This is a genomic window from Streptomyces sp. NPDC046122 (assembly GCF_056429965.1).
The window spans coordinates 121,098-139,688 of sequence record NZ_JBWKLQ010000015.1 but is presented as its reverse complement, the minus strand read 5'-3'; the positions used below and the strand labels follow the sequence as shown (position 1 = coordinate 139,688).

Below are 18,591 nucleotides of genomic sequence, written 5' to 3'. Positions count from 1 at the left end.
CCGTTGCGTTCGACACCCTGCGGGGAGCGCCTCGGAGCGCCCCCTCCCGGCACCGGGGAGGAGTGGCCCGGGAGTTGGCGGAGCCGTGCCCGCGTGGGGTGTCGGCCGCGCGGGAGGGCCGGCGCCGCTCCGGGCACCGGGGAGGAGTGGCCCGGGAGTTGTGCGGGGCGAAGCCGTTCCGTTTCCGGGGCGTGTTCTGTGGGACTGGTGCAGTGGTGGGGGTGGGGCTCAGCGGGTGGCGAAGGGTTCGTCCGTGCGCACGATTTCGCGGCCCAGGGGGAGCAGGGAGACGGGGATCAGCTTGAAGTTGGCGATGCCGAAGGGGATCCCGATGATCGTGACGCACAGCGCGATGCCCGTGACGATGTGGCTCAGCGCCAGCCACCAGCCCGCGAGGACCAGCCACAGGACGTTGCCGATGACGGAGGGGGATCCCGCGTCGTGGCGTTCCGTCGTGGTGTAGCCGAAGGGCCAGAGGGCGTAGACGCCGATGCGGAACGCCGCCAGGCCGAAGGGGATGCCGATGATGGTGACGCAGAGGAGTACGCCGGCCAGGAGGTAGCCGAGGAAGAGCCAGAAGCCGCTCAGAACCAGCCATATGACGTTCAGGATTGTCTTCATGGGCGGTGACCTGCCATCTGCTCGAGTCGGGCGATGCGTTCCGCCATGGGCGGGTGGGTGGAGAACAGCTTCGCGGCACCCTGTCCGGGACGGAACGGGTTCGCGATCATCATGTGGCTCGCGGTCTCGATGCGCGGCTCGGCGGGCAGCGGCAGTTGTTTCGTGCCCGCGTCGAGTTTGCGCAGGGCGCTCGCCAGGGCGAGCGGGTCGCCGGTGAGCTGGGCTCCGGAGGCGTCCGCCTGGTACTCGCGCGAACGGCTCACCGCGAGCTGGATGACCGCGGCCGCCAGGGGCCCCAGGATCATGATCAGCAGCATGCCCAGGAGGCCGGGGCCGTCGTCGTCGTCGGAGCGGCCTACGGGGATCAGCCAGGCGAAGTTCACCAGGAACATGATCACCGAGGCCAGCGCGCCGGCGACCGAGGAGATCAGGATGTCCCGGTTGTAGACGTGGCTCAGTTCATGGCCGATGACGCCTCTGAGTTCACGTTCGTCGAGGAGCCGCAGGATGCCCTCGGTGCAGCAGACGGCGGCGTTGCGCGGGTTGCGGCCGGTCGCGAAGGCGTTGGGGGCCTGGGTGGGCGAGATGTACAGCCGGGGCATCGGCTGGCGGGCCTGGGTGGAGAGGTCGCGGACCATCCGGTACAGCTGTGGCGCCTCGAACTCGCTCACGGGCCGGGCGCGCATGGCCCGCAGGGCGAGCTTGTCGCTGTTCCAGTACGCGTAGGCGTTGGTGCCGAGTGCGACGAGAACCGCGACGATCAGGCCGGTCCGGCCGAAGAAGCTGCCGATGACGATGATGAGTGCTGACAGTCCCCCGAGGAGTACGGCGGTCCTCAGCCCGTTGTGCCGGCGGTGCACGGTGCGCCCTCCAAATGGTGCGGCGGGGGAACCCCTTGCTGTGGGGGTGCTTCCACATCCAGTGGACCCTCCCTTCCTGGTCAACGCCAGGCGAGGAGGGCTAGTTCCCTGGTGCCACCGGGGCCGTCCGTTGGGCCGTCCGTGCTTACTGGAAGAGGCTGCCCGTCGCGAAGCGCAGGACGAGCTGCGGTACGCCGGACAGGGCGACGCCCAGGACGGCGGTGAGGGCGATCGCGGCGGTGACCGGCGCGGGGACCGCGTGCTTCGGCTGTTCGCCCTCGGGAGCGCGGAAGAGGACCGCTGTCCACTGGAGGTAGTAGTAGAGGGCGATCACGACGTTCACCGCCATGACGACGGCGAGCCAGCCGAGTCCCGCGTCGACCGCGGCGGAGAAGACGGTGACCTTCGCGAAGAGGCCGATGATGCCGGGCGGCAGGCCCGCCAGGCACAGGAGGAAGAAGCCGAGCGCGAGGGCGGCGAGGGGGCGGGTCGCGTAGAGGCCGCGGTAGTCGGCGATCCGGTTGAGCGGGTGCGTACGGGCCACCAGGGCGGCGACGGCGAAGGCGCCGAGGTTCACGACGGCGTACATCAGGGCGTACGCGACGGTGGAGCCGATCTGGTCGTCGCTGGAGTACGCCGCGGCCGCGATCGGGACCAGGATGTAGCCGGCCTGGCCGACGGAGGACCAGGCGAGCAGCCGGACCGCGCTGTACGCGCGCGTGGCCGACTGGCGCAGGGCGGCGACGTTGCCGACCGTCATGGTGAGCGCCGCCAGCACGGCGAGGGCGGGGCCCCACACGTCGGCGTACGAGGGGAAGGCGATGACGGTGACCAGGACGAGGCCGGTGAAGCCGACCGCCTTGCCGATGACGGAGAGGTAGGCGGCCACCGGGAGGGGAGCGCCCACGTACGTGTCGGGAACCCAGAAGTGGAAGGGGACCGCCGCCGTCTTGAAGGCGAAGCCGACGAGGGTCAGGGCGACGCCCGCCATGGCGAGGGTGTCGAGCTGCGCCGGCACGTCGTCCAGGCGTACGGCGATCTCGGTGAGGTGCAGGGTGCCGGTCGTCGCGTACACGAAGCTGACGCCGAGCAGCATCACGGCGGTCGCCGTGACGGAGGAGAGGAAGAACTTCAGGGCCGCCTCGGAGGAGAGGCGGTCACCGCGCTTCATCCCGACCAGGGCGAAGGCCGGCAGCGACGCCACTTCGAGGGCGACGACGAGGGTGGCGAGGTCGCGGGAGGCGGGCAGCAGGGCCGCGCCGGCCGCGGACGACATCAGCAGGAACCAGAACTCGCCCGCGGGGAGCCTGTCCTTCGCCGTCTCGGTGATCGACAGGAGCGCGGTGAGCAGCGCGCCGCCGAGGACCAGGAGCTGGATGACCACGGTGAACTGGTCGGCCGTGTAGCTGCAGACGTCCGCGTCGGACGTCAGGCAGAAGGTGGAGCGGTCGCCCTCGCGGAGAGGCAGGAGGGAGACCAGCGCGACGGCCAGGCCGGCGAGGGAGAGCCGGCCCAGGAGCGCCTTCTTGTTCTCGGGTACGAAGAGGTCCGCGACCAGGACGATCAGGCCCACGACCGCGGTGATCGTCGGCGGGGCGATCGCCGTCCAGTCGACGGACTGGACGAGGCTGGCGCTTTCGGCGGCCACGGTCACGAGTTGCCTCCTGCGAGGAGCTTCTGCACGGCCGGGTCGGTGAGGCCGAGGAGGACCGCGGGCCAGAGTCCGGCGAGGACGGTGAGGGCGACGAGCGGGGTCCAGGCGGCGAATTCGTAGCCCTGGACGTCGGCGATCGCCGCCGGCTCGTCGGCGTGCTGCCGCGGGACGCCCATGCAGACACGGCGTACGACGACGAGCAGGTACGCGGCGGTGAGCAGGGTGCCCACGCCGGCGATCGCCATGAAGGTGAGGAACGCGGGGCGGCTGAGACCCTCTGCGGGGTCGAAGGCGCCGAACATCGTCAGCATCTCGCCCCAGAAGCCGGCGAGGCCCGGGAGGCCGAGGGAGGCGACCGCGCCGAAGGCGAGGAGGCCGCCGAGGCGGGGGGCGCGGCCGTAGAGGGCCGCTCCGGTGGCGCCGGCGAGGGTGTCGAGGTCGGCGGTGCCGTAGCGGTCCTTGAGGGCGCCGACCAGGAAGAAGAGCAGGCCGGTGATCAGACCGTGGGCGATGTTGGCGAAGAGCGCGCCGTTGACCCCGGTGGGGGTCATGGACGCGATGCCGAGGAGGACGAAGCCCATGTGGCCGACGGAGGAGTACGCGATGAGGCGCTTGAGGTCGCCCTTGGCGCCCTTGCGGGCCAGGGCGAGGCAGGCGAGGGACCCGTAGATGATGCCGACGACCGCGAGGGCGGCCAGATAGGGCGCGAAGACGAGCATGCCGTCGGGCGCCACGGGGAGGGCGATGCGGACGAAGCCGTACGTGCCCATCTTCAGCAGGACGCCGGCGAGGAGGACGGAGCCGACGGTGGGGGCGGCGGTGTGGGCGTCCGGGAGCCAGCTGTGCAGGGGCCACATCGGGGTCTTGACCGCGAGGCCGACGCCGATCGCCAGAACGGCGGTGACCTGCACCGGCGTGGTCAGTCCACGGCCGTTGTCAGTGGCGAGTGCCACCATGTCGAACGTGCCCGCCTTCAGTCCCACGAGGAGGAGACCGAGCAGCATGACGACGGAACCGAGCAGCGTGTAGAGGATGAACTTCCAGGCGGCGGCCTTCCTCTGGTCGCCGCCCCAGCGGGCGATCAGGAAGTACATCGGGATGAGGACCATCTCGAACGCCAGGAAGAACAGCAGGAGGTCGAGGACGGCGAAGGTCGCGAGGGTGCCGGACTCGAGGACCAGCAGGAGGGCGACGAAGGCCTTCGGGGAGGGGCCCGCGGGCATCTTGAAGTAGCTGTAGAGCGCGCAGAGGAAGGTCAGCAGCGCGGTCAGCACGAGGAGGGGGAGCGAGATGCCGTCGATGCCGAGGTGGATCCTGACGTCGAGCGCCGGGATCCAGCTGATGTCGGTCGTGGCCTGCATCTTCGACGGGTGGTCGTGGTCGAAGCCGAACGTGAGCACGAGGGCGGCGAGGAGGATCGCGCCGGTCACGGTCACGCCGTGGCGGAGCACGGCCTGGTCGGGGCTCTTGCCCTTCAGCCCGGGCGGGGCCGGGAGGAGGGCCGCCACCGCGCCCAGGAGCGGGCCGGCGACGACGAACGCCAGGAGGAACTGCATGACGGACGGGCTGATATCGATCACGGCTCACGCTCCGACGGCGGCGACGATGACGGCGGCGATCGCCAGGACGACGGATCCGGCGAGCAGGGCGCTGAGGTAGGTCTGCACGTTGCCGGTCTGGGCTCGGCGGACGCCCGCGCCGAGGAGGCGCGGGACGAGGCCCGCCCCGCGTACGTACGTGTCGACGACCTCGCGGTCCAGGAAGCGGACCAGCTCGGCCGCTGCCAGGACGGGCCGTACGAACACGGCGTGGTAGACGGCGTCGAGGTGGAAGCCGGCCGCGGCCGGCCGGTGCAGGGGGCCCAGCAGGAGCCGGCCCGGGTCGGCGGGGTCGGGGGCCGACGCGATGTCGCCGTAGGCGGGGGTGTGGGTGGCGATGGCTTCCGCCTCGGAGGCGGCCGGGCTCTCCTCGGGGTGGGCGGCCACGGCGCCGATCGGGGGGCGGGCGGCCATGGCCGTGGTGTGGCGCCAGGCGCCGTACGTGACCAGTCCGCCGACGAGGGCCACGCCGGTGCCGAGGACCGCCGTGGTGACGGTCGGGGTGAGAGCGTGGCCGTCGAACCAGTCGTCGAGGTAGGTGACGGCCAGGCCGAAGGCGAGCGACGGGACGGCGAGGACCCACAGGACGCCGTTCATGACGAGGGGCTGCCTGCCGTGATCGGGCGCGGCGGGGCCGCGGCCGCGGAAGGCCAGCAGCCACAGGCGGGTGGCGTACGCCGCCGTGAGGAGGGCGGTGAGCAGGCCCGCGACGAGCACGGTCAAGCCCGCGCCGGAGGGGACGCCGGTGGTGTCGCCGAGGGCGGCGTGCTCGGCGGCGACGAGGACGGCTTCCTTGGAGAAGAAGCCGGCGAACGGCGGGATCGCGGCGAGGGCGAACAGGGCGATCGTCATCGTCCAGTAGGCGTCGGGGATGCGCTTGGGCAGGCCGCTCATGCGGGACATGGCGGCCAGCGAGTTGGTGCCGGCGGCGTGGATGATCACGCCGGCGCCGAGGAAGAGGAGCGCCTTGAAGGCGCCGTGGGAGATGAGGTGGAAGACGGCGGCGCCCCGGTCGCCGACGGCCAGGGCGCCGGTCATGTAGCCGAGCTGGCCGATCGTCGAGTACGCGAGGACGCGCTTGATGTCGTCCTGGGCGAGGGCCGCGAGGGCCGAGCCGACCATCGTGACGGCGGCCAGCACGGCGAGGACGGTCAGGGCGGCGGCGGAGGCCGCGAAGACGGGGAGGAGGCGGGCCACGAAGTACACACCGGCGGCGACCATCGTCGCGGCGTGGATCAGCGCGGAGACGGGCGTGGGGCCCGCCATCGCGTCGGGCAGCCAGGTGTGCAGCGGGAACTGGGCCGACTTGCCCGCCACACCGGCGAGGAGCAGCAGCGCGATGAGCGTCGGGTGGTCGAGCCCGCCGCTGCCCACGGCGCCGAGGATGCCGGTGATCCGGAACGTACCGGCGTCCGCGGCGAGCGCGAACAGGCCGAACAGGAAGGGGACGTCGCCGAGCTTGGTGACCAGGAACGCCTTGAGGGAGGCGGCGCGGGCTTCGGGCGTCTCCCAGTAGTGGCCGACCAGGAAGTACGAGCAGATGCCCATGATCTCCCAGCCGACCAGCAGCACCATCAGGTCGCCGGAGTAGACGACGAGCAGCATCGCGGAGGTGAAGAGGGAGACGAGGGCGGCGTAGGACGGGTAGCGCGGGTCGTCGCGCAGGTAGCCCGTCGAGTAGAGCTGCACGCAGGTCGCGACGACCCCGACCAGGACGGCGACGAGGGCCGCGAAGCCGTCGAGGTGCAGGGCGAGGTCGATGGGGACCGAGCCGGTGGGCGTCAGCTGCGTCGAGGCGTCGATCGCCTTGCCGCCGCCCTGGCGTACGGCGACGATCACGGCCAGCACGGCGGCGGCGAGGGCCGGCAGTACGGCGAGGGGCCGGACGAATCCGGGCGCGGTGCGGCCGAGCAGGAGCCCGGCCACGGCGCCGAGGAAGGGAAGGAGGGGAACGAGGACGGCGAGGGTCGTGGTCGTCACGCGGCGGCCTCAGCCTTCTGTGCGGCCTCTTGCGCGGCCTTCTGTGCCATGGCGGAGGCTTCGGCGTCGGCCGCCGGGCCTTCGGCGGTGTCGCGCAGCCGGTCGATGTCCGAGGTGCCGCGGTTGCGGTAGACCATCAGGACGATCGACAGGCCGATGCCGATCTCCGCCGCGGCGATGGCGATGGTGAAGAGGGTCAGTGCCTGGCCGGCGTGGAGGGTGTCGCGGAGCCAGACGTCGAAGGCGACCAGGTTGAGGTTGACGGCGTTGAGCATCAGCTCGACGGACATCAGGACCAGGATCGCGTTGCGGCGTGCGAGCACTCCGTACAGCCCGGTGCAGAACAGGAGGGCGGCGAGCACGGCGGGGTAGGCGAGGTGCATCAGCGCTGCTCCTTGTCGCTGTCGCTCTTGCGGGAGAGGACGATCGCGCCCACGAGGGCGGCCAGCAGCAGGACCGAGAGCGCCTCGAAGGGCAGCACCCAGTGCTGGAAGAGGAACTCGCCGGTCACCCTGGTCGAGCCCTGGGCCGGTCCGTCCAGGTCGATCCACTGGGTGCGGAACGCGTCCACGACCACCCAGACGAGTGCGGCGGCCGCGGCGACGGCCACGGTGAGCGCGGCCCAGCGGTTGCCCGAGTCGGCGTCCGGGGAGCGGCCGATGGGCGCCTTGGTGAGCATCAGTCCGAAGAGGAGGAGGACGACGACGGAACCGACGTAGATGAGGACCTGCACCCAGGCGATGAACTCGGCTGTCAGCAGGAGGTACTCGACGGCCAGGCCGCCGAGCGCGACGACCAGCCAGAGGGCGGCGTGCACCAGCTGCCTGGTGGTGACGGTGACGACGGCAGCGCCGAGTGTGGCGATGCCGACGAGGAGGAAGGCGATCTCGACGCCGGTCGGGGAAAGGAATCCCTGCTCGGCGGCCGCTGCGAGGTGGCTCATCCGGCGTGCCCCTCGTCTTCCCGCTGGGTGGACTGCTCCTGGGTGGCTTGCTCCTGAGCGCCCTGCTCCGGCTCGGCCTGTTCCTGTGCGCCCTGCTCCTGCGCGGCCTGTTCCTGCTCCGCCTGTTCGCGCGCTGCCTGCTGGGCGGCGGCGAGCTTCTCGGCGGCCTTGCGGGCCGCCGCGATCTCCTTGGGCTCCTCGGCGCCCGGGTCCAGGGCGGGCGGCTCGGGCACGGTCCACATCCACTCGCGGAGCTTGTCCCGCTCGTGGGTGAGCTCGTGGATGTCGGTCTCGGCGTACTCGAACTCCGGGGACCAGAAGAGCGCGTCGAACGGGCACACCTCGATGCAGATCCCGCAGTACATGCAGAGCGAGAAGTCGATCGCGAAGCGGTCGAGGACGTTGCGGCTGCGCTCGCGGCCGCCCTCGACGGCGGCCGGGACCGTCTCCTTGTGCGAGTCGATGTAGATGCACCAGTCGGGGCACTCGCGGGCGCAGAGCATGCAGACCGTGCAGTTCTCCTCGAACAGGCCGATCACGCCGCGCGTGCGGGGCGGGAGTTCGGGCTGGACGTCCGGGTACTGCGCGGTGACGGTCTTCTTCGTCATCGTGCGCAGCGTGACGGCCAGGCCCTTGGCGAGGCCGGAGCCGGGGATCGGGGGCATTACTGGATCGCCACCTTCACGATGCCGGTCAGCGCGATCTGCGCGAGAGCGAGGGGGATGAGTACGGTCCAGGCCAGCTTCTGAAGCTGGTCCTCGCGCAGCCGCGGGTAGGTCACGCGCAGCCAGATGACGCCGAACGCGAGGACGGCGGTCTTCAGGAGTGTCCAGACCCAGCCGAGGCCGTCCGCGCCCCAGGGGCCGTGCCAGCCGCCGAGGAACAGGACGGTGGTCAGGCCGCACAGGACGACGATTCCGGCGTACTCGGCCAGCAGGAACAGCGCGAAGCGCAGACCCGTGTACTCCGTGTACGCGCCGAAGATGATCTCCGAGTCGGCGACCGGCATGTCGAAGGGCGGCCGCTGGAGTTCGGCCAGGCCGGCGACGAAGAACACGATCGCGCCGACGATCTGCCACGGCAGCCACCACCACTCGAAGGCGTTCAGGATGCCGGGCAGCGAGACGGTGCCGGCCGCCATCGCCACCGAGGCGGCGGCGAGCAGCATCGGCAGTTCGTACGCGAGGAGCTGTGCGGCGGTGCGCAGGCCGCCGAGCAGGGAGAACTTGTTGGCCGATGCCCAGCCCGCCATGAGCGAGCCGAGTACGCCCACGCCCATGACGGCGAGCACGAAGAAGATGCCCGCGTCGACGACCTGGCCGACCGCGCCCTCGCTCGGGCCGATCGGGATCGCGACGAGCACCAGGAGGTACGGGAGGAGGGCGACGGCGGGCGCGAGCTGGAAGATGCGGCGGTCGGCGTTGGCCGGGACGATGTCTTCCTTCTGCGCGAACTTGACGCCGTCGGCGACGAGTTGGGCCCAGCCGTGGAAGCCGCCCGCGTACATGGGGCCGAGGCGGCCCTGCATGTGGGCCATCACCTTGTGCTCGGTCTGCCCCACGACGAGGGGCAGGACCATGAACACGGCGAAGACGACGACCAGTCGGAGGGCGACATCGAGTACGTCGTTCACGCGTCGTCGCTCCCTCGGTCGCGGGTGGTGTCGTTCGTGGTGTCGTTGCTGGTGTCGTTCGTGCTGTCGTCGGCGGAGCCGGGGGCGTCGTCACCGGGCGCCTCGCGGGGCACCTTCGCGGCGCCCGCGTCGCCGCGCAGCGTTTCGGCCGCCGCGTCGGCGGCCGAAGCCGCGTCGGCGTCGGTGACCTCGGACGCGCCGGTCCTGGTCGCGGCCGCTTTCTCCGGCCGCTCCGCGTCCGCTTCTGCTTCTGCTTCTGCTTCCTCGAACGCGGGGCGCGCGTGGTGCCAGGGCGCGTCCGCGCTGCGCGCGGGGGCCGCCGGGGCGGGCCGGGCCTCGGAGGCGTCGCCCCCGGTCTCCGAAGCGGCCAAGCCGGCCGCAGCCGCCTCCGCCGCCTGGCTCGCCGAACCCTCCGACACACTGCGGGTGCGGCGCGGAGCCGTCGACGGCGCGGCTTCCGGAGCAGCCGCGGCCGCCTCCGCCGCCTGGCTCGCCGAACCCTCGGACACGCTGCGGGTGCGGCGCGGGGGCCGGGCGGCGGCGGCTTCCGGGGACGGCGTCGCGGCCTCGGCCGCCTGGGTCGCCGAACCCTCCGCGACGCTGCGCGCGCGGCGCGGCGGGCGGTCGGCGGCTCCCGCCGCTCCGGCCGCGCGCGGGGTGCGGGCGGGGCGGGCCGGGGCCGGCGGGAGCTGGCCCTTCTGGGGGCCCCAGTCGTTCGGGTCCGGTACGCCCGGCGGCAGCATCTGGCGGCGCTTGGGCCCGCCGTGGTCCGACTCCCCCGGCTCCTTCGCGCCCGGCCACGCCTTGGCGACGCGCGCCGCGAGGACGAAGTCCTTGCGCAGCGGGTGGCCTTCGAAGCCCTCGGGCAGCAGCAGCGGCACCAGGTGCGGGTGGCCGGTGAACTCGACGCCGAACATCTCATGGGTCTCGCGCTCGTGCCACTGGGCGCCCGCGTAGACCTCGACGGCGGACGGTACGGCGGGGGCCGCGTGCGGGACGGTCGTACGGAGCAGCAGGCGGCGGACCGTGCGGCCTTCGAGGGCGACGACGTGGGCGCAGACGCGGAAGCCCGTGCCCGGCTCGTCGACCGCGCTCAGCCAGTCGAAGTACGTGCAGCCCAGCTCGTCCCGCGCGATCTCCAGCGCCGCGATCCACGAGCCGGTCGGCACGTCGACGGTGAGCAGGTCGTAGCCGCGCTCGGCGGTCGCCTCCTCGCCGAAGATCTCGGCGGCGGCGTCGGGCAGGCGGTCGTACGCGGTGGTGTCGGTCGTCCCGCTCACTTCGCGGCCTCCCCCGGAGTCGGCGGCGGTGCGACGAGCCCGCTCTGGAGTGCGGCGGCGGAGGGGCGTCCGTGGCCGTAGCGCTCGCTCAGCGACTCGCGGGCGATCTTCTCCTGGAGCTTGAGGATGCCCTGGAGCAGCGCCTCGGGCCGCGGCGGGCAGCCGGGCACGTACACGTCGACGGGGATGATCTGGTCGACGCCCTTGGTGACGGAGTACGAGTCCCAGTAGGGCCCGCCGCAGTTGGAGCAGGCGCCGAAGGAGATGACGTACTTCGGCTCGGGCATCTGCTCGTACAGCCGCTTGACGGCCGGGGCCATCTTGTCCGTGACCGTGCCGGAGACGACCATCAGGTCGGCCTGGCGCGGCCCCGGCGCGAACGGGATCACGCCGAGCCGGATGAAGTCGTGGCGCGCCATCGACGCGGCGATGAACTCGATCGCGCAGCAGGCGAGACCGAAGTTGAAGACCCACAAGCTGTAGCGGCGGCCCCAGTTCAGGACCACCTTCATGGGCTCGGGTGCGAGGCGTGCGAGAGCTCCCAGCCGCTTGGGCTCGGGGAGGTCGACGGGGGTCACGTCCATTCGAGGACGCCCTTCTTCCATGCGTACAGCAGTCCCACGGCCAGGAAGCCGAGGAAGATGAACATCTCGACCAGCGTCGTCGCGCCGTACTCGGGCGCGGCGAAGACCGTCGCCCACGGGAACAAGAAGATGGAGTCGACGGCGAAGATCACGTACAGGAAGGCGTAGACGTAGTAACGGACCTGCGTGTGCGCCCAGCCCTCTCCGACCGGGTCCACGCCGCACTCGTACGTCAGCAGCTTCTCCGGCGTCGGCACGACCGGCCGCAGCAGTCGCCCGGCCCCGAAGGCCACGGCGACGAAGAGGACGCCGACGACTGCGAGCAGTCCGACGACCGAGTAACTCTGGAAGTACCCGTCCGCGAGAACCGTCGGTTCCGGCACGTCCGCCCCTCTCGCTCTCTGGCCGCGTCGGGCTGCGTGGGTTGCGTCAGCCTCGTTCGACGATCTGTACGCACGGGAGTCTAGGCCCTGGTAAAGCCCGGGTAAGCAGCCGTCTCACGGAGGGGTGGGGTTATCCCTACTTCCGCGCACCCAGTGACCCCATGGCGTGCGTGTCCGGCGCCCGGCAGGCTGTGCCCCATGACCGCCAGCGCCAGCGACCACCTCCCAGATTACGACCGGCCGGACCGGCTCCCGCTCCCGCCTGTCCGCTTCCCGTACGGCTCCGGCACCTGGAAGGAGATCGCGCATCTCCTCCTCAACCTGCCGATGGCACTCCTCGGCTTCGTGTTGACCGCCGTGGTGCTCCTGCTCGGCTGCGGGCTCTCGGTCACGGTGATCGGCCTGCCGCTGCTGGCGGTGGGGCTCCTGGCCGCGCGCCGGTTCGGCGCGGTCGAGCGGGCGCGGGCCCGGGCGCTGCTCGGGGAGTACGTCGACGAGCCGAGCCCGGCGGCGGCGGAGCGCCCGCCGGGCGGTGTCTTCGCGCGGCTGTGGGCGCGCGTGAAGGATCCGGTGGGCTGGCGGGCGGCGCTGTACGCGTTCGTGCGGCTGCCCTGGGGCGTGCTGACGTTCGCGGTGACGCTGGCCGGGCTCGTCGTGCTGTGGCCGGTGCTGCCGTATCTCGCCCGTGCGATGACGAACGCCGACCGGGCGATGGTGCGGGGGCTGCTCTGCCCCTCCGACGAACTGGAGCGGCGGATCGCCGAACTGGAGTCGGACCGCGGCGTGGTCGTGGACACGGCTGCGGCCGACCTGCGGCGCATCGAGCGGGACCTGCACGACGGGGCGCAGGCCAGGCTCGTGGCGCTCGCCATGGGGCTCGGCATGGCGAAGGAGAAGCTGACCGGCGACCTCAAGGATCCGGTCGCGGCGGCGGCGATGGTCGACGAGGCGCACGGCGAGGTGAAGCTGGCGCTCCAGGAACTGCGGGACCTGGCGCGCGGCATCCACCCGGCCGTGCTCACCGACCGCGGTCTGGACGCGGCGCTCTCGTCGATCGCGTCGCGCTGCACGGCTCCGGTGCGGGTCACCGTCGATCTGGCGGCGCGTCCTGCGGAGGCGATCGAGGGCATCGCGTACTTCACGGTCTCCGAACTCCTGCAGAACGTCAGCAAGCACAGCGGGGCGCGGTCCGCGACGGTTGACGTGTGGCGCGGCGGGGACCGGCTGCTGATCCAGGTGCGGGACGACGGGCGCGGCGGTGCGCGGCTGGACGGCGGCACGGGCATGGCCGGTCTGGCCGACCGGCTCGGCGCGGTGGACGGGCTGCTGGCCCTGGACTCCCCGGCGGGCGGGCCGACCACGGTGACGGCCGAACTGCCCTGGCGCGACCGCGACGCCGCGGGCCGGGCGGGTGCGGCCGGGCGCGGCGCGGGGGTGGGGAAAACCCCCGGGCGGAAACGGTGACCGGCCTCATGGTCCCGGAACGCCCGTCCCGCCATTCTTGATACGTACACAGCAACGCTCACCAAACTCCCAGAGCAGAAACGGACGGCAGCGATGGCCACGGAGTACGCACCGCAGACCCGGGACCCGTGGGAGCCCGCAGGCCGGCCCCCGAGGGAGCACGTCCTTCCCGCGGCGCTGCGCGCCCCGATCGAGGCCCGGACGTGGCGCGAGTTCGGCTACCTGATACTCAGCCTGCCGATCAGCGTGCTGCTCTTCGTCTTCGCGGTCACCATGACGTCGCTGGGCGCGGGCCTGCTGATCACCTTCTGCGGCGTTCCGGTCCTGGCGGCGGGCCTGGCCGGCTGCCGCGGGTTCGGCGCGCTGGAGCGGGCGCGTGCCAGGGCGCTGCTCAAGCTGGACGTCGCCGACCCGGCGCCGCTGCGGATCAGGGCGGGCGGCGGGCCGATGGCCTGGATGGGCGCGATGCTCAAGAGCGGGACGTCCTGGCGTCATCTGCTGTACGCCGTGCTGCACATGCCGTGGGCGGTGTTCGCCTTCTCCGTGGCGCTGACGCTGTGGTCGTACGGCTGGGGAGCGCTCACGTATCCGCTGTGGAAGTGGGCGATCCCGGGGCCCGGCCTCCAGCTGTACGGCGACAGCACGCGCAGCGTCCACCTCGACAACCCCGTCGAACTGGCCATCACCAGCACGTTCGGCCTGGTACTCCTCCTCGTCACCCCCTGGATCATGCGCGGTCTCGTGATGGTCGACCGGCTGCTGGTGGCCGGGCTGCTCGGCCCGTCCCGGCTGGCCACCCGCGTCTCCGAGCTGGAGTCGGACCGGGGCGTCGTGGTCGACACCGCCGCGGCCGACCTGCGGCGCATCGAGCGCGATCTGCACGACGGCGCGCAGGCCAGGCTCGTCGCCCTCGCGATGGACCTGGGGCTGGCCAAGGAGAAGCTGACGGAGGATCCGGAGGCCGCGGCGCGCATGGTGGACGAGGCGCACGGCGAGGTGAAGATCGCGCTCCAGGAGCTGCGGGACCTGGCCCGCGGCATCCACCCGGCCGTCCTGACCGACCGCGGTCTGGACGCGGCGCTGTCGGCGGTGGCCTCCCGGTGCACGGTGCCGGTGCGGGTCGAGGTGGACCTCCGGGCCCGGCCGGCCGCTGCCATCGAGGGCATCGCGTACTTCACGGTCTCCGAGCTCCTGCAGAACGTCAGCAAGCACGCTCAGGCGTCCCGGGCCACGGTCGAGGTGTGGCAGACGGGGGACCGGCTGATGCTCCAGGTGAGCGACGACGGCCGGGGCGGGGCGGACACGACGGCCGGCTCCGGGCTCGCGGGGCTCGCGGAGCGGCTGGACGCGGTCGACGGGATCCTGGTCGTCGACTCGCCGGCGGGCGGCCCGACCACCATCACGGCCGAGCTGCCCTGGCGGGGCTGATCCGGGGGCGCGGCGCTCGCCCCGCTCCCCCGCTCTCCCCCCTGCGCGTCGTCCCGTCCTCCCCTGACTCGCACGCCGGCACGGCCCGACCACCGGACTTCTTCCGAGTCGTACGCCACTATTCCTCACGCCCGGCCGCGCGCCGGTGCGGATGCTGGGATGCTGAGGGCGTCGTTTCGGGGAGAAGTCGAAAGCTGGGGGCGCAAGGGCCGTGGTGGACAGAGTGCGGGTCGTCATCGCCGAGGATTCCGTGTTGCTTCGGGAGGGCCTGACCCGGCTTCTGACCGATCTCGGACACGACGTCCTCGCGGGCGTCGGGGACGCGGAAGCACTGATCAAGACAGTGGGCGACCTGGCGTCGCAGGGCGAGCTGCCGGACGTCGTGGTGGCGGACGTGCGGATGCCGCCGACCCACACCGACGAGGGCGTGCGGGCGGCGGTGCGGCTGCGCAAGGACTACCCGGACATCGGGGTCCTGGTGCTCTCGCAGTACGTCGAGGAGCAGTACGCGACGGAGCTGCTCGCGGGTTCGAGCCGGGGCGTGGGCTATCTGCTCAAGGACCGGGTGGCCGAGGTGCGCGAGTTCGTGGACGCGGTCGTCCGGGTGGCGCGGGGCGGAACGGCGCTCGACCCGGAGGTCGTGGCGCAGTTGCTGGGCCGCAGCCGCAAGCAGGACGTCCTCGCCGGGCTGACGCCCCGCGAGCGGGAGGTGCTGGGTCTGATGGCCGAGGGCCGGACGAACTCGGCGGTCGCCAAACAACTCGTGGTGAGCGACGGCGCGGTCGAGAAGCACGTGAGCAACATCTTCCTTAAGCTCGGACTCTCCCCGAGCGTAGGCGACCACCGACGGGTGCTGGCGGTGTTGACCTACCTGAGGAACTGAGCACCCGGGTCCCCGACCCGATGGATGACTACGGAGCGTCGTCGACCAGTACGCCGGGGGGCAAGTGAACCATGGCAAAGCAGGGCAATAGCGCGTCTCAACACGGGGTCCAGCACGTGAAAGACCCAGGGAAGGGCACCCTTACCGACGTAGGGTGGGCCCTGGGGCCGCCGGTGGCCGGCGGGCCCCGAGCAGCCGCCTCGAGGGAGGTCCAGTTCAGTGACCAGCCAGGTCAGTAGCCCGGCCGAGAAGGCCGACGGATCCGACGGCGCCGACGGTGCCGACGCAGCGAACGACACCGTCGTCGGGGAACAGCGCGGCACCCCGGACCGGGGAGTCTCCGAGAAGGAGGTCCGCCGTCTGGACCGGGTAATCATCCGTTTCGCGGGTGACTCCGGTGACGGAATGCAGCTCACGGGTGACCGCTTCACCTCGGAGACGGCGGCCTTCGGCAACGATCTGTCGACGCTGCCGAACTTCCCGGCCGAGATCCGGGCGCCCGCCGGCACCCTGCCGGGCGTCTCCAGCTTCCAGCTGCACTTCGCGGACCACGACATCCTGACGCCGGGCGACGCGCCCAACGTCCTGGTGGCCATGAACCCGGCCGCGCTGAAGGCGAACATCGCGGACGTGCCGCGCGGCGCCGACATCATCGTCAACACCGACGAGTTCACCAAGCGCCCCATGGCGAAGGTCGGCTACGCGACCTCGCCGCTGGAGGACGGCTCCCTGGAGGCGTACAACGTCCATCCGGTGCCGCTGACCACGATGACGATCGAGGCGCTCAAGGACTTCGGCCTGTCCCGGAAGGAGGCCGAGCGCTCGAAGAACATGTTCGCGCTCGGGCTGCTGTCCTGGATGTACCACCGGCCGACCGAGGGCACCGAGACGTTCCTGCGCGCGAAGTTCGCGAAGAAGCCGCAGATCGCCGAGGCCAACGTCGCGGCGTTCCGGGCCGGCTGGAACTTCGGCGAGACCACCGAGGACTTCGCCGTCTCGTACGAGGTCAACCCGGCGACCCGGGCCTTTCCGCCGGGCACGTACCGCAACATCTCCGGGAACCTGGCCCTGTCGTACGGGCTGATCGCCGCCGGCCAGCAGGCGGACCTGCCGCTCTACCTGGGCTCGTACCCGATCACCCCCGCCTCCGACATCCTGCACGAGCTCAGCAAGCACAAGAACTTCGGCGTGCGGACGTTCCAGGCGGAGGACGAGATCGCGGCCATCGGCGCGGCGCTCGGCGCGGCGTTCGGCGGGCAGCTCGCGGTGACCACCACCTCGGGCCCCGGCGTGGCGCTGAAGTCGGAGACCATCGGCCTCGCGGTGTCGCTGGAGCTGCCGCTGCTCGTGGTCGCCATCCAGCGCGGCGGCCCCTCGACCGGGCTGCCGACCAAGACCGAGCAGGCCGACCTGCTCCAGGCGATGTACGGGCGCAACGGCGAGGCCCCGGTGCCGGTCGTGGCGCCGAGGACCCCGGCCGACTGCTTCGACGCGGCCCTGGACGCGGCGCGGATCGCGCTGACGTACCGGACGCCGGTGTTCCTGCTGTCGGACGGCTACCTGGCCAACGGCAGCGAGCCGTGGCGGATCCCGGAGATCGACGAGCTTCCGGACCTGCGCGTGCAGTTCGCGACCGGCCCGAACCACGAGCTCGCCGACGGCACCGAGGTCTTCTGGCCGTACAAGCGCGACCCGCGGACGCTGGCGCGGCCGTGGGCGGTCCCCGGCACCCCGGGTCTTGAGCACCGCATCGGCGGCATCGAGAAGCAGGACGGCACGGGCAACATCTCGTACGACCCGGCCAACCACGACTTCATGGTCCGCACCCGCCAGGCCAAGGTCGACGGCATCGAGGTCCCCGACCTGGAGGTCGACGACCCGGACCGGGCCAGGACGCTGGTGCTCGGCTGGGGCTCGACGTACGGGCCGATCACGGCCGCCGTGCGCCGGCTGCGCGCGGCGGGGACGCCGATCGCCCAGGCCCACCTGCGCCACCTCAACCCGTTCCCCCGGAATCTGGGCGAGATCCTGGCGCGTTACGACAAGGTGGTCGTGCCCGAGATGAACCTCGGACAGCTGGCCACCCTGCTCCGGGCGAAGTACCTGGTCGACGCCCACTCGTACAACCAGGTCAACGGAATGCCGTTCAAGGCCGAGCAGCTCGCCACGGCCCTCAAGGAGGCCAACGATGCCTAAGGCGAACGAGACGCTTTCGCTGGTCCCCAGGGCCGAGGCCAAGCAGTCGATGAAGGACTTCAAGTCCGACCAGGAAGTGCGCTGGTGCCCCGGCTGCGGTGACTACGCGGTCCTCGCCGCCGTGCAGGGCTTCATGCCCGAGCTCGGTCTGGCGAAGGAGAACATCGTCTTCGTCTCCGGGATCGGCTGCTCTTCCCGCTTCCCGTACTACATGAACACGTACGGGATGCACTCGATCCACGGCCGCGCGCCCGCCATCGCGACCGGTCTCGCGTCCTCGCGGCGCGACCTGAGCGTGTGGGTGGTGACCGGTGACGGCGACGCGCTGTCCATCGGCGGCAACCACCTCATCCACGCGTTGCGGCGCAACGTCAACCTGAAGATCCTGCTGTTCAACAACCGGATCTACGGGCTGACCAAGGGGCAGTACAGCCCCACCTCCGAGGTCGGGAAGATCACCAAGTCGACGCCGATGGGCTCGCTCGACGCGCCCTTCAACCCGGTGTCGCTGGCGATCGGCGCGGAGGCGAGTTTCGTCGCCCGTACGGTCGACTCCGACCGCAAGCACCTCACCGAGGTCCTGCGGCAGGCCGCCGACCACCCGGGCACGGCGCTGGTGGAGATCTACCAGAACTGCAACATCTTCAACGACGGCGCGTTCGACGCGCTCAAGGACAAGGAGCAGGCCCAGGAGGCCGTGATCCGGCTGGAGCACGGGCAGCCGATCCGCTTCGGGGCCGACGGCTCGAAGGGCGTCGTACGGGACGCGGCCACCGGCGACCTCAAGGTGGTGGCGGTGACCGCCGAGAACGCGTCGCAGATCCTGGTCCACGACGCGCACGCCGCCTCGCCCACGACGGCGTTCGCCCTCTCGCGCCTGGCCGACCCGGACACGCTGCACCACACCCCGATCGGGGTGCTGCGCAGTGTCGAGCGCCCGGTGTACGACACGCTGATGGCCGATCAGCTCGACGCCGCCGTCGAGCAGCACGGCAAGGGCGATCTGCGGGCGCTGCTCGCGGGCAACGACACCTGGACCGTCGTCGGCTGACGGCCCGTGACGGCTGCGCCGTCCACCACGGCC

The 18,591-nt window shown here is 71.7% G+C and carries 17 protein-coding genes; 5 read left to right on the top strand and 12 right to left on the bottom strand.

Annotated elements, in window-relative coordinates; genetic code table 11:
- Nucleotides 1-228: 228 nt before the first annotated feature.
- The 12 genes from AC07FK_RS29125 to AC07FK_RS29070 form a co-directional block, all read right to left on the bottom strand.
- Nucleotides 229-621 (bottom strand): YccF domain-containing protein, encoded by a 393-nt coding sequence (locus tag AC07FK_RS29125; RefSeq protein WP_479107940.1) that lies wholly within the window; start codon nt 619-621, stop codon nt 229-231.
- Nucleotides 618-1,481 (bottom strand): zinc metalloprotease HtpX, encoded by an 864-nt coding sequence (gene htpX / locus AC07FK_RS29120; RefSeq protein WP_479107939.1) that lies wholly within the window; start codon nt 1,479-1,481, stop codon nt 618-620. The genes AC07FK_RS29125 and htpX overlap by 4 nt, the downstream gene beginning before the upstream one ends.
- A gap of 145 nt (nt 1,482-1,626) precedes the next feature.
- Nucleotides 1,627-3,135, bottom strand: a complete 1,509-nt coding sequence (locus AC07FK_RS29115; RefSeq protein ID WP_479107938.1) for an NADH-quinone oxidoreductase subunit N — start codon at nt 3,133-3,135, stop codon at nt 1,627-1,629.
- Entirely contained in the window at nt 3,132-4,691 is a 1,560-nt protein-coding gene (locus tag AC07FK_RS29110; protein ID WP_479107960.1) for an NADH-quinone oxidoreductase subunit M, read from the bottom strand. Before AC07FK_RS29110 ends, AC07FK_RS29115 begins: the two co-directional genes overlap by 4 nt.
- A 27-nt stretch (nt 4,692-4,718) precedes the next feature.
- Nucleotides 4,719-6,713: an NADH-quinone oxidoreductase subunit 5 family protein gene (locus tag AC07FK_RS29105; protein ID WP_479107937.1), complete on the bottom strand. Its 1,995-nt coding sequence runs from the start codon at nt 6,711-6,713 to the stop codon at nt 4,719-4,721.
- The gene (gene nuoK / locus AC07FK_RS29100) at nt 6,710-7,096 is read right to left on the bottom strand and encodes an NADH-quinone oxidoreductase subunit NuoK (RefSeq protein ID WP_479107936.1); all 387 of its coding nucleotides are present in this window, start codon (nt 7,094-7,096) and stop codon (nt 6,710-6,712) included. The genes AC07FK_RS29105 and nuoK overlap by 4 nt, the downstream gene beginning before the upstream one ends.
- Entirely contained in the window at nt 7,096-7,656 is a 561-nt protein-coding gene (locus AC07FK_RS29095; RefSeq protein WP_479107935.1) for an NADH-quinone oxidoreductase subunit J family protein, read from the bottom strand. Before AC07FK_RS29095 ends, nuoK begins: the two co-directional genes overlap by 1 nt.
- Nucleotides 7,653-8,321 (bottom strand): NuoI/complex I 23 kDa subunit family protein, encoded by a 669-nt coding sequence (locus AC07FK_RS29090; protein ID WP_479107934.1) that lies wholly within the window; start codon nt 8,319-8,321, stop codon nt 7,653-7,655. The genes AC07FK_RS29095 and AC07FK_RS29090 overlap by 4 nt, the downstream gene beginning before the upstream one ends.
- The gene (locus tag AC07FK_RS29085; RefSeq protein ID WP_479107933.1) at nt 8,321-9,289 is read right to left on the bottom strand and encodes a complex I subunit 1/NuoH family protein; all 969 of its coding nucleotides are present in this window, start codon (nt 9,287-9,289) and stop codon (nt 8,321-8,323) included. Before AC07FK_RS29085 ends, AC07FK_RS29090 begins: the two co-directional genes overlap by 1 nt.
- A complete protein-coding gene (locus tag AC07FK_RS29080; protein WP_479107932.1) occupies nt 9,286-10,569 on the bottom strand; it encodes an NADH-quinone oxidoreductase subunit C in 1,284 nt (427 codons plus the stop codon). The genes AC07FK_RS29085 and AC07FK_RS29080 overlap by 4 nt, the downstream gene beginning before the upstream one ends.
- Complete coding sequence (locus AC07FK_RS29075) at nt 10,566-11,153, bottom strand: NADH-quinone oxidoreductase subunit B (RefSeq protein WP_479107931.1); 588 nt, start codon at nt 11,151-11,153, stop codon at nt 10,566-10,568. Before AC07FK_RS29075 ends, AC07FK_RS29080 begins: the two co-directional genes overlap by 4 nt.
- Nucleotides 11,144-11,536 carry an NADH-quinone oxidoreductase subunit A gene (locus AC07FK_RS29070; protein WP_093799593.1) on the bottom strand — a complete coding sequence of 131 codons (393 nt, stop codon included), beginning with the start codon at nt 11,534-11,536 and terminating at the stop codon, nt 11,144-11,146. The genes AC07FK_RS29075 and AC07FK_RS29070 overlap by 10 nt, the downstream gene beginning before the upstream one ends.
- A 198-nt stretch (nt 11,537-11,734) precedes the next feature.
- Between AC07FK_RS29070 and AC07FK_RS29065 the strand changes: the two genes are divergently transcribed.
- The 5 genes from AC07FK_RS29065 (at nt 11,735) to AC07FK_RS29045 (ending at nt 18,558) form a co-directional block, all read left to right on the top strand.
- Nucleotides 11,735-13,000, top strand: coding sequence for a sensor histidine kinase (locus AC07FK_RS29065; protein WP_479107930.1), 1,266 nt, complete (start codon nt 11,735-11,737; stop codon nt 12,998-13,000).
- Nucleotides 13,001-13,093: 93 nt separating this feature from the next.
- Nucleotides 13,094-14,428 carry a sensor histidine kinase gene (locus AC07FK_RS29060; RefSeq protein ID WP_479107929.1) on the top strand — a complete coding sequence of 445 codons (1,335 nt, stop codon included), beginning with the start codon at nt 13,094-13,096 and terminating at the stop codon, nt 14,426-14,428.
- Between the two features lie 223 nt (nt 14,429-14,651).
- Nucleotides 14,652-15,311 carry a LuxR C-terminal-related transcriptional regulator gene (locus AC07FK_RS29055; RefSeq protein ID WP_479107959.1) on the top strand — a complete coding sequence of 220 codons (660 nt, stop codon included), beginning with the start codon at nt 14,652-14,654 and terminating at the stop codon, nt 15,309-15,311.
- A 219-nt stretch (nt 15,312-15,530) separates the two neighbouring features.
- Nucleotides 15,531-17,507, top strand: a complete 1,977-nt coding sequence (locus AC07FK_RS29050; protein ID WP_479107928.1) for a 2-oxoacid:acceptor oxidoreductase subunit alpha — start codon at nt 15,531-15,533, stop codon at nt 17,505-17,507.
- Nucleotides 17,500-18,558, top strand: coding sequence for a 2-oxoacid:ferredoxin oxidoreductase subunit beta (locus AC07FK_RS29045; protein WP_479107927.1), 1,059 nt, complete (start codon nt 17,500-17,502; stop codon nt 18,556-18,558). The genes AC07FK_RS29050 and AC07FK_RS29045 overlap by 8 nt, the downstream gene beginning before the upstream one ends.
- Nucleotides 18,559-18,591: the final 33 nt, after the last annotated feature.

Excerpts from the sequence above, each read along its gene's own strand:
- AC07FK_RS29065 (WP_479107930.1), top strand. The coding sequence starts at position 11,735 with ATGACCGCCAGCGCCAGCGACCACCTCCCAGATTACGACCGGCCGGAC.
- AC07FK_RS29095 (WP_479107935.1), bottom strand. The coding sequence starts at position 7,656 with ATGAGCCACCTCGCAGCGGCCGCCGAGCAGGGATTCCTTTCCCCGACC.
- AC07FK_RS29125 (WP_479107940.1), bottom strand. The coding sequence starts at position 621 with ATGAAGACAATCCTGAACGTCATATGGCTGGTTCTGAGCGGCTTCTGG.
- AC07FK_RS29045 (WP_479107927.1), top strand. The coding sequence starts at position 17,500 with ATGCCTAAGGCGAACGAGACGCTTTCGCTGGTCCCCAGGGCCGAGGCC.
- nuoK (WP_479107936.1), bottom strand. The coding sequence starts at position 7,096 with ATGCACCTCGCCTACCCCGCCGTGCTCGCCGCCCTCCTGTTCTGCACC.
- AC07FK_RS29090 (WP_479107934.1), bottom strand. The coding sequence starts at position 8,321 with ATGCCCCCGATCCCCGGCTCCGGCCTCGCCAAGGGCCTGGCCGTCACG.
- AC07FK_RS29075 (WP_479107931.1), bottom strand. The coding sequence starts at position 11,153 with ATGGACGTGACCCCCGTCGACCTCCCCGAGCCCAAGCGGCTGGGAGCT.
- AC07FK_RS29110 (WP_479107960.1), bottom strand. The coding sequence starts at position 4,691 with ATGCAGTTCCTCCTGGCGTTCGTCGTCGCCGGCCCGCTCCTGGGCGCG.
- AC07FK_RS29060 (WP_479107929.1), top strand. The coding sequence starts at position 13,094 with ATGGCCACGGAGTACGCACCGCAGACCCGGGACCCGTGGGAGCCCGCA.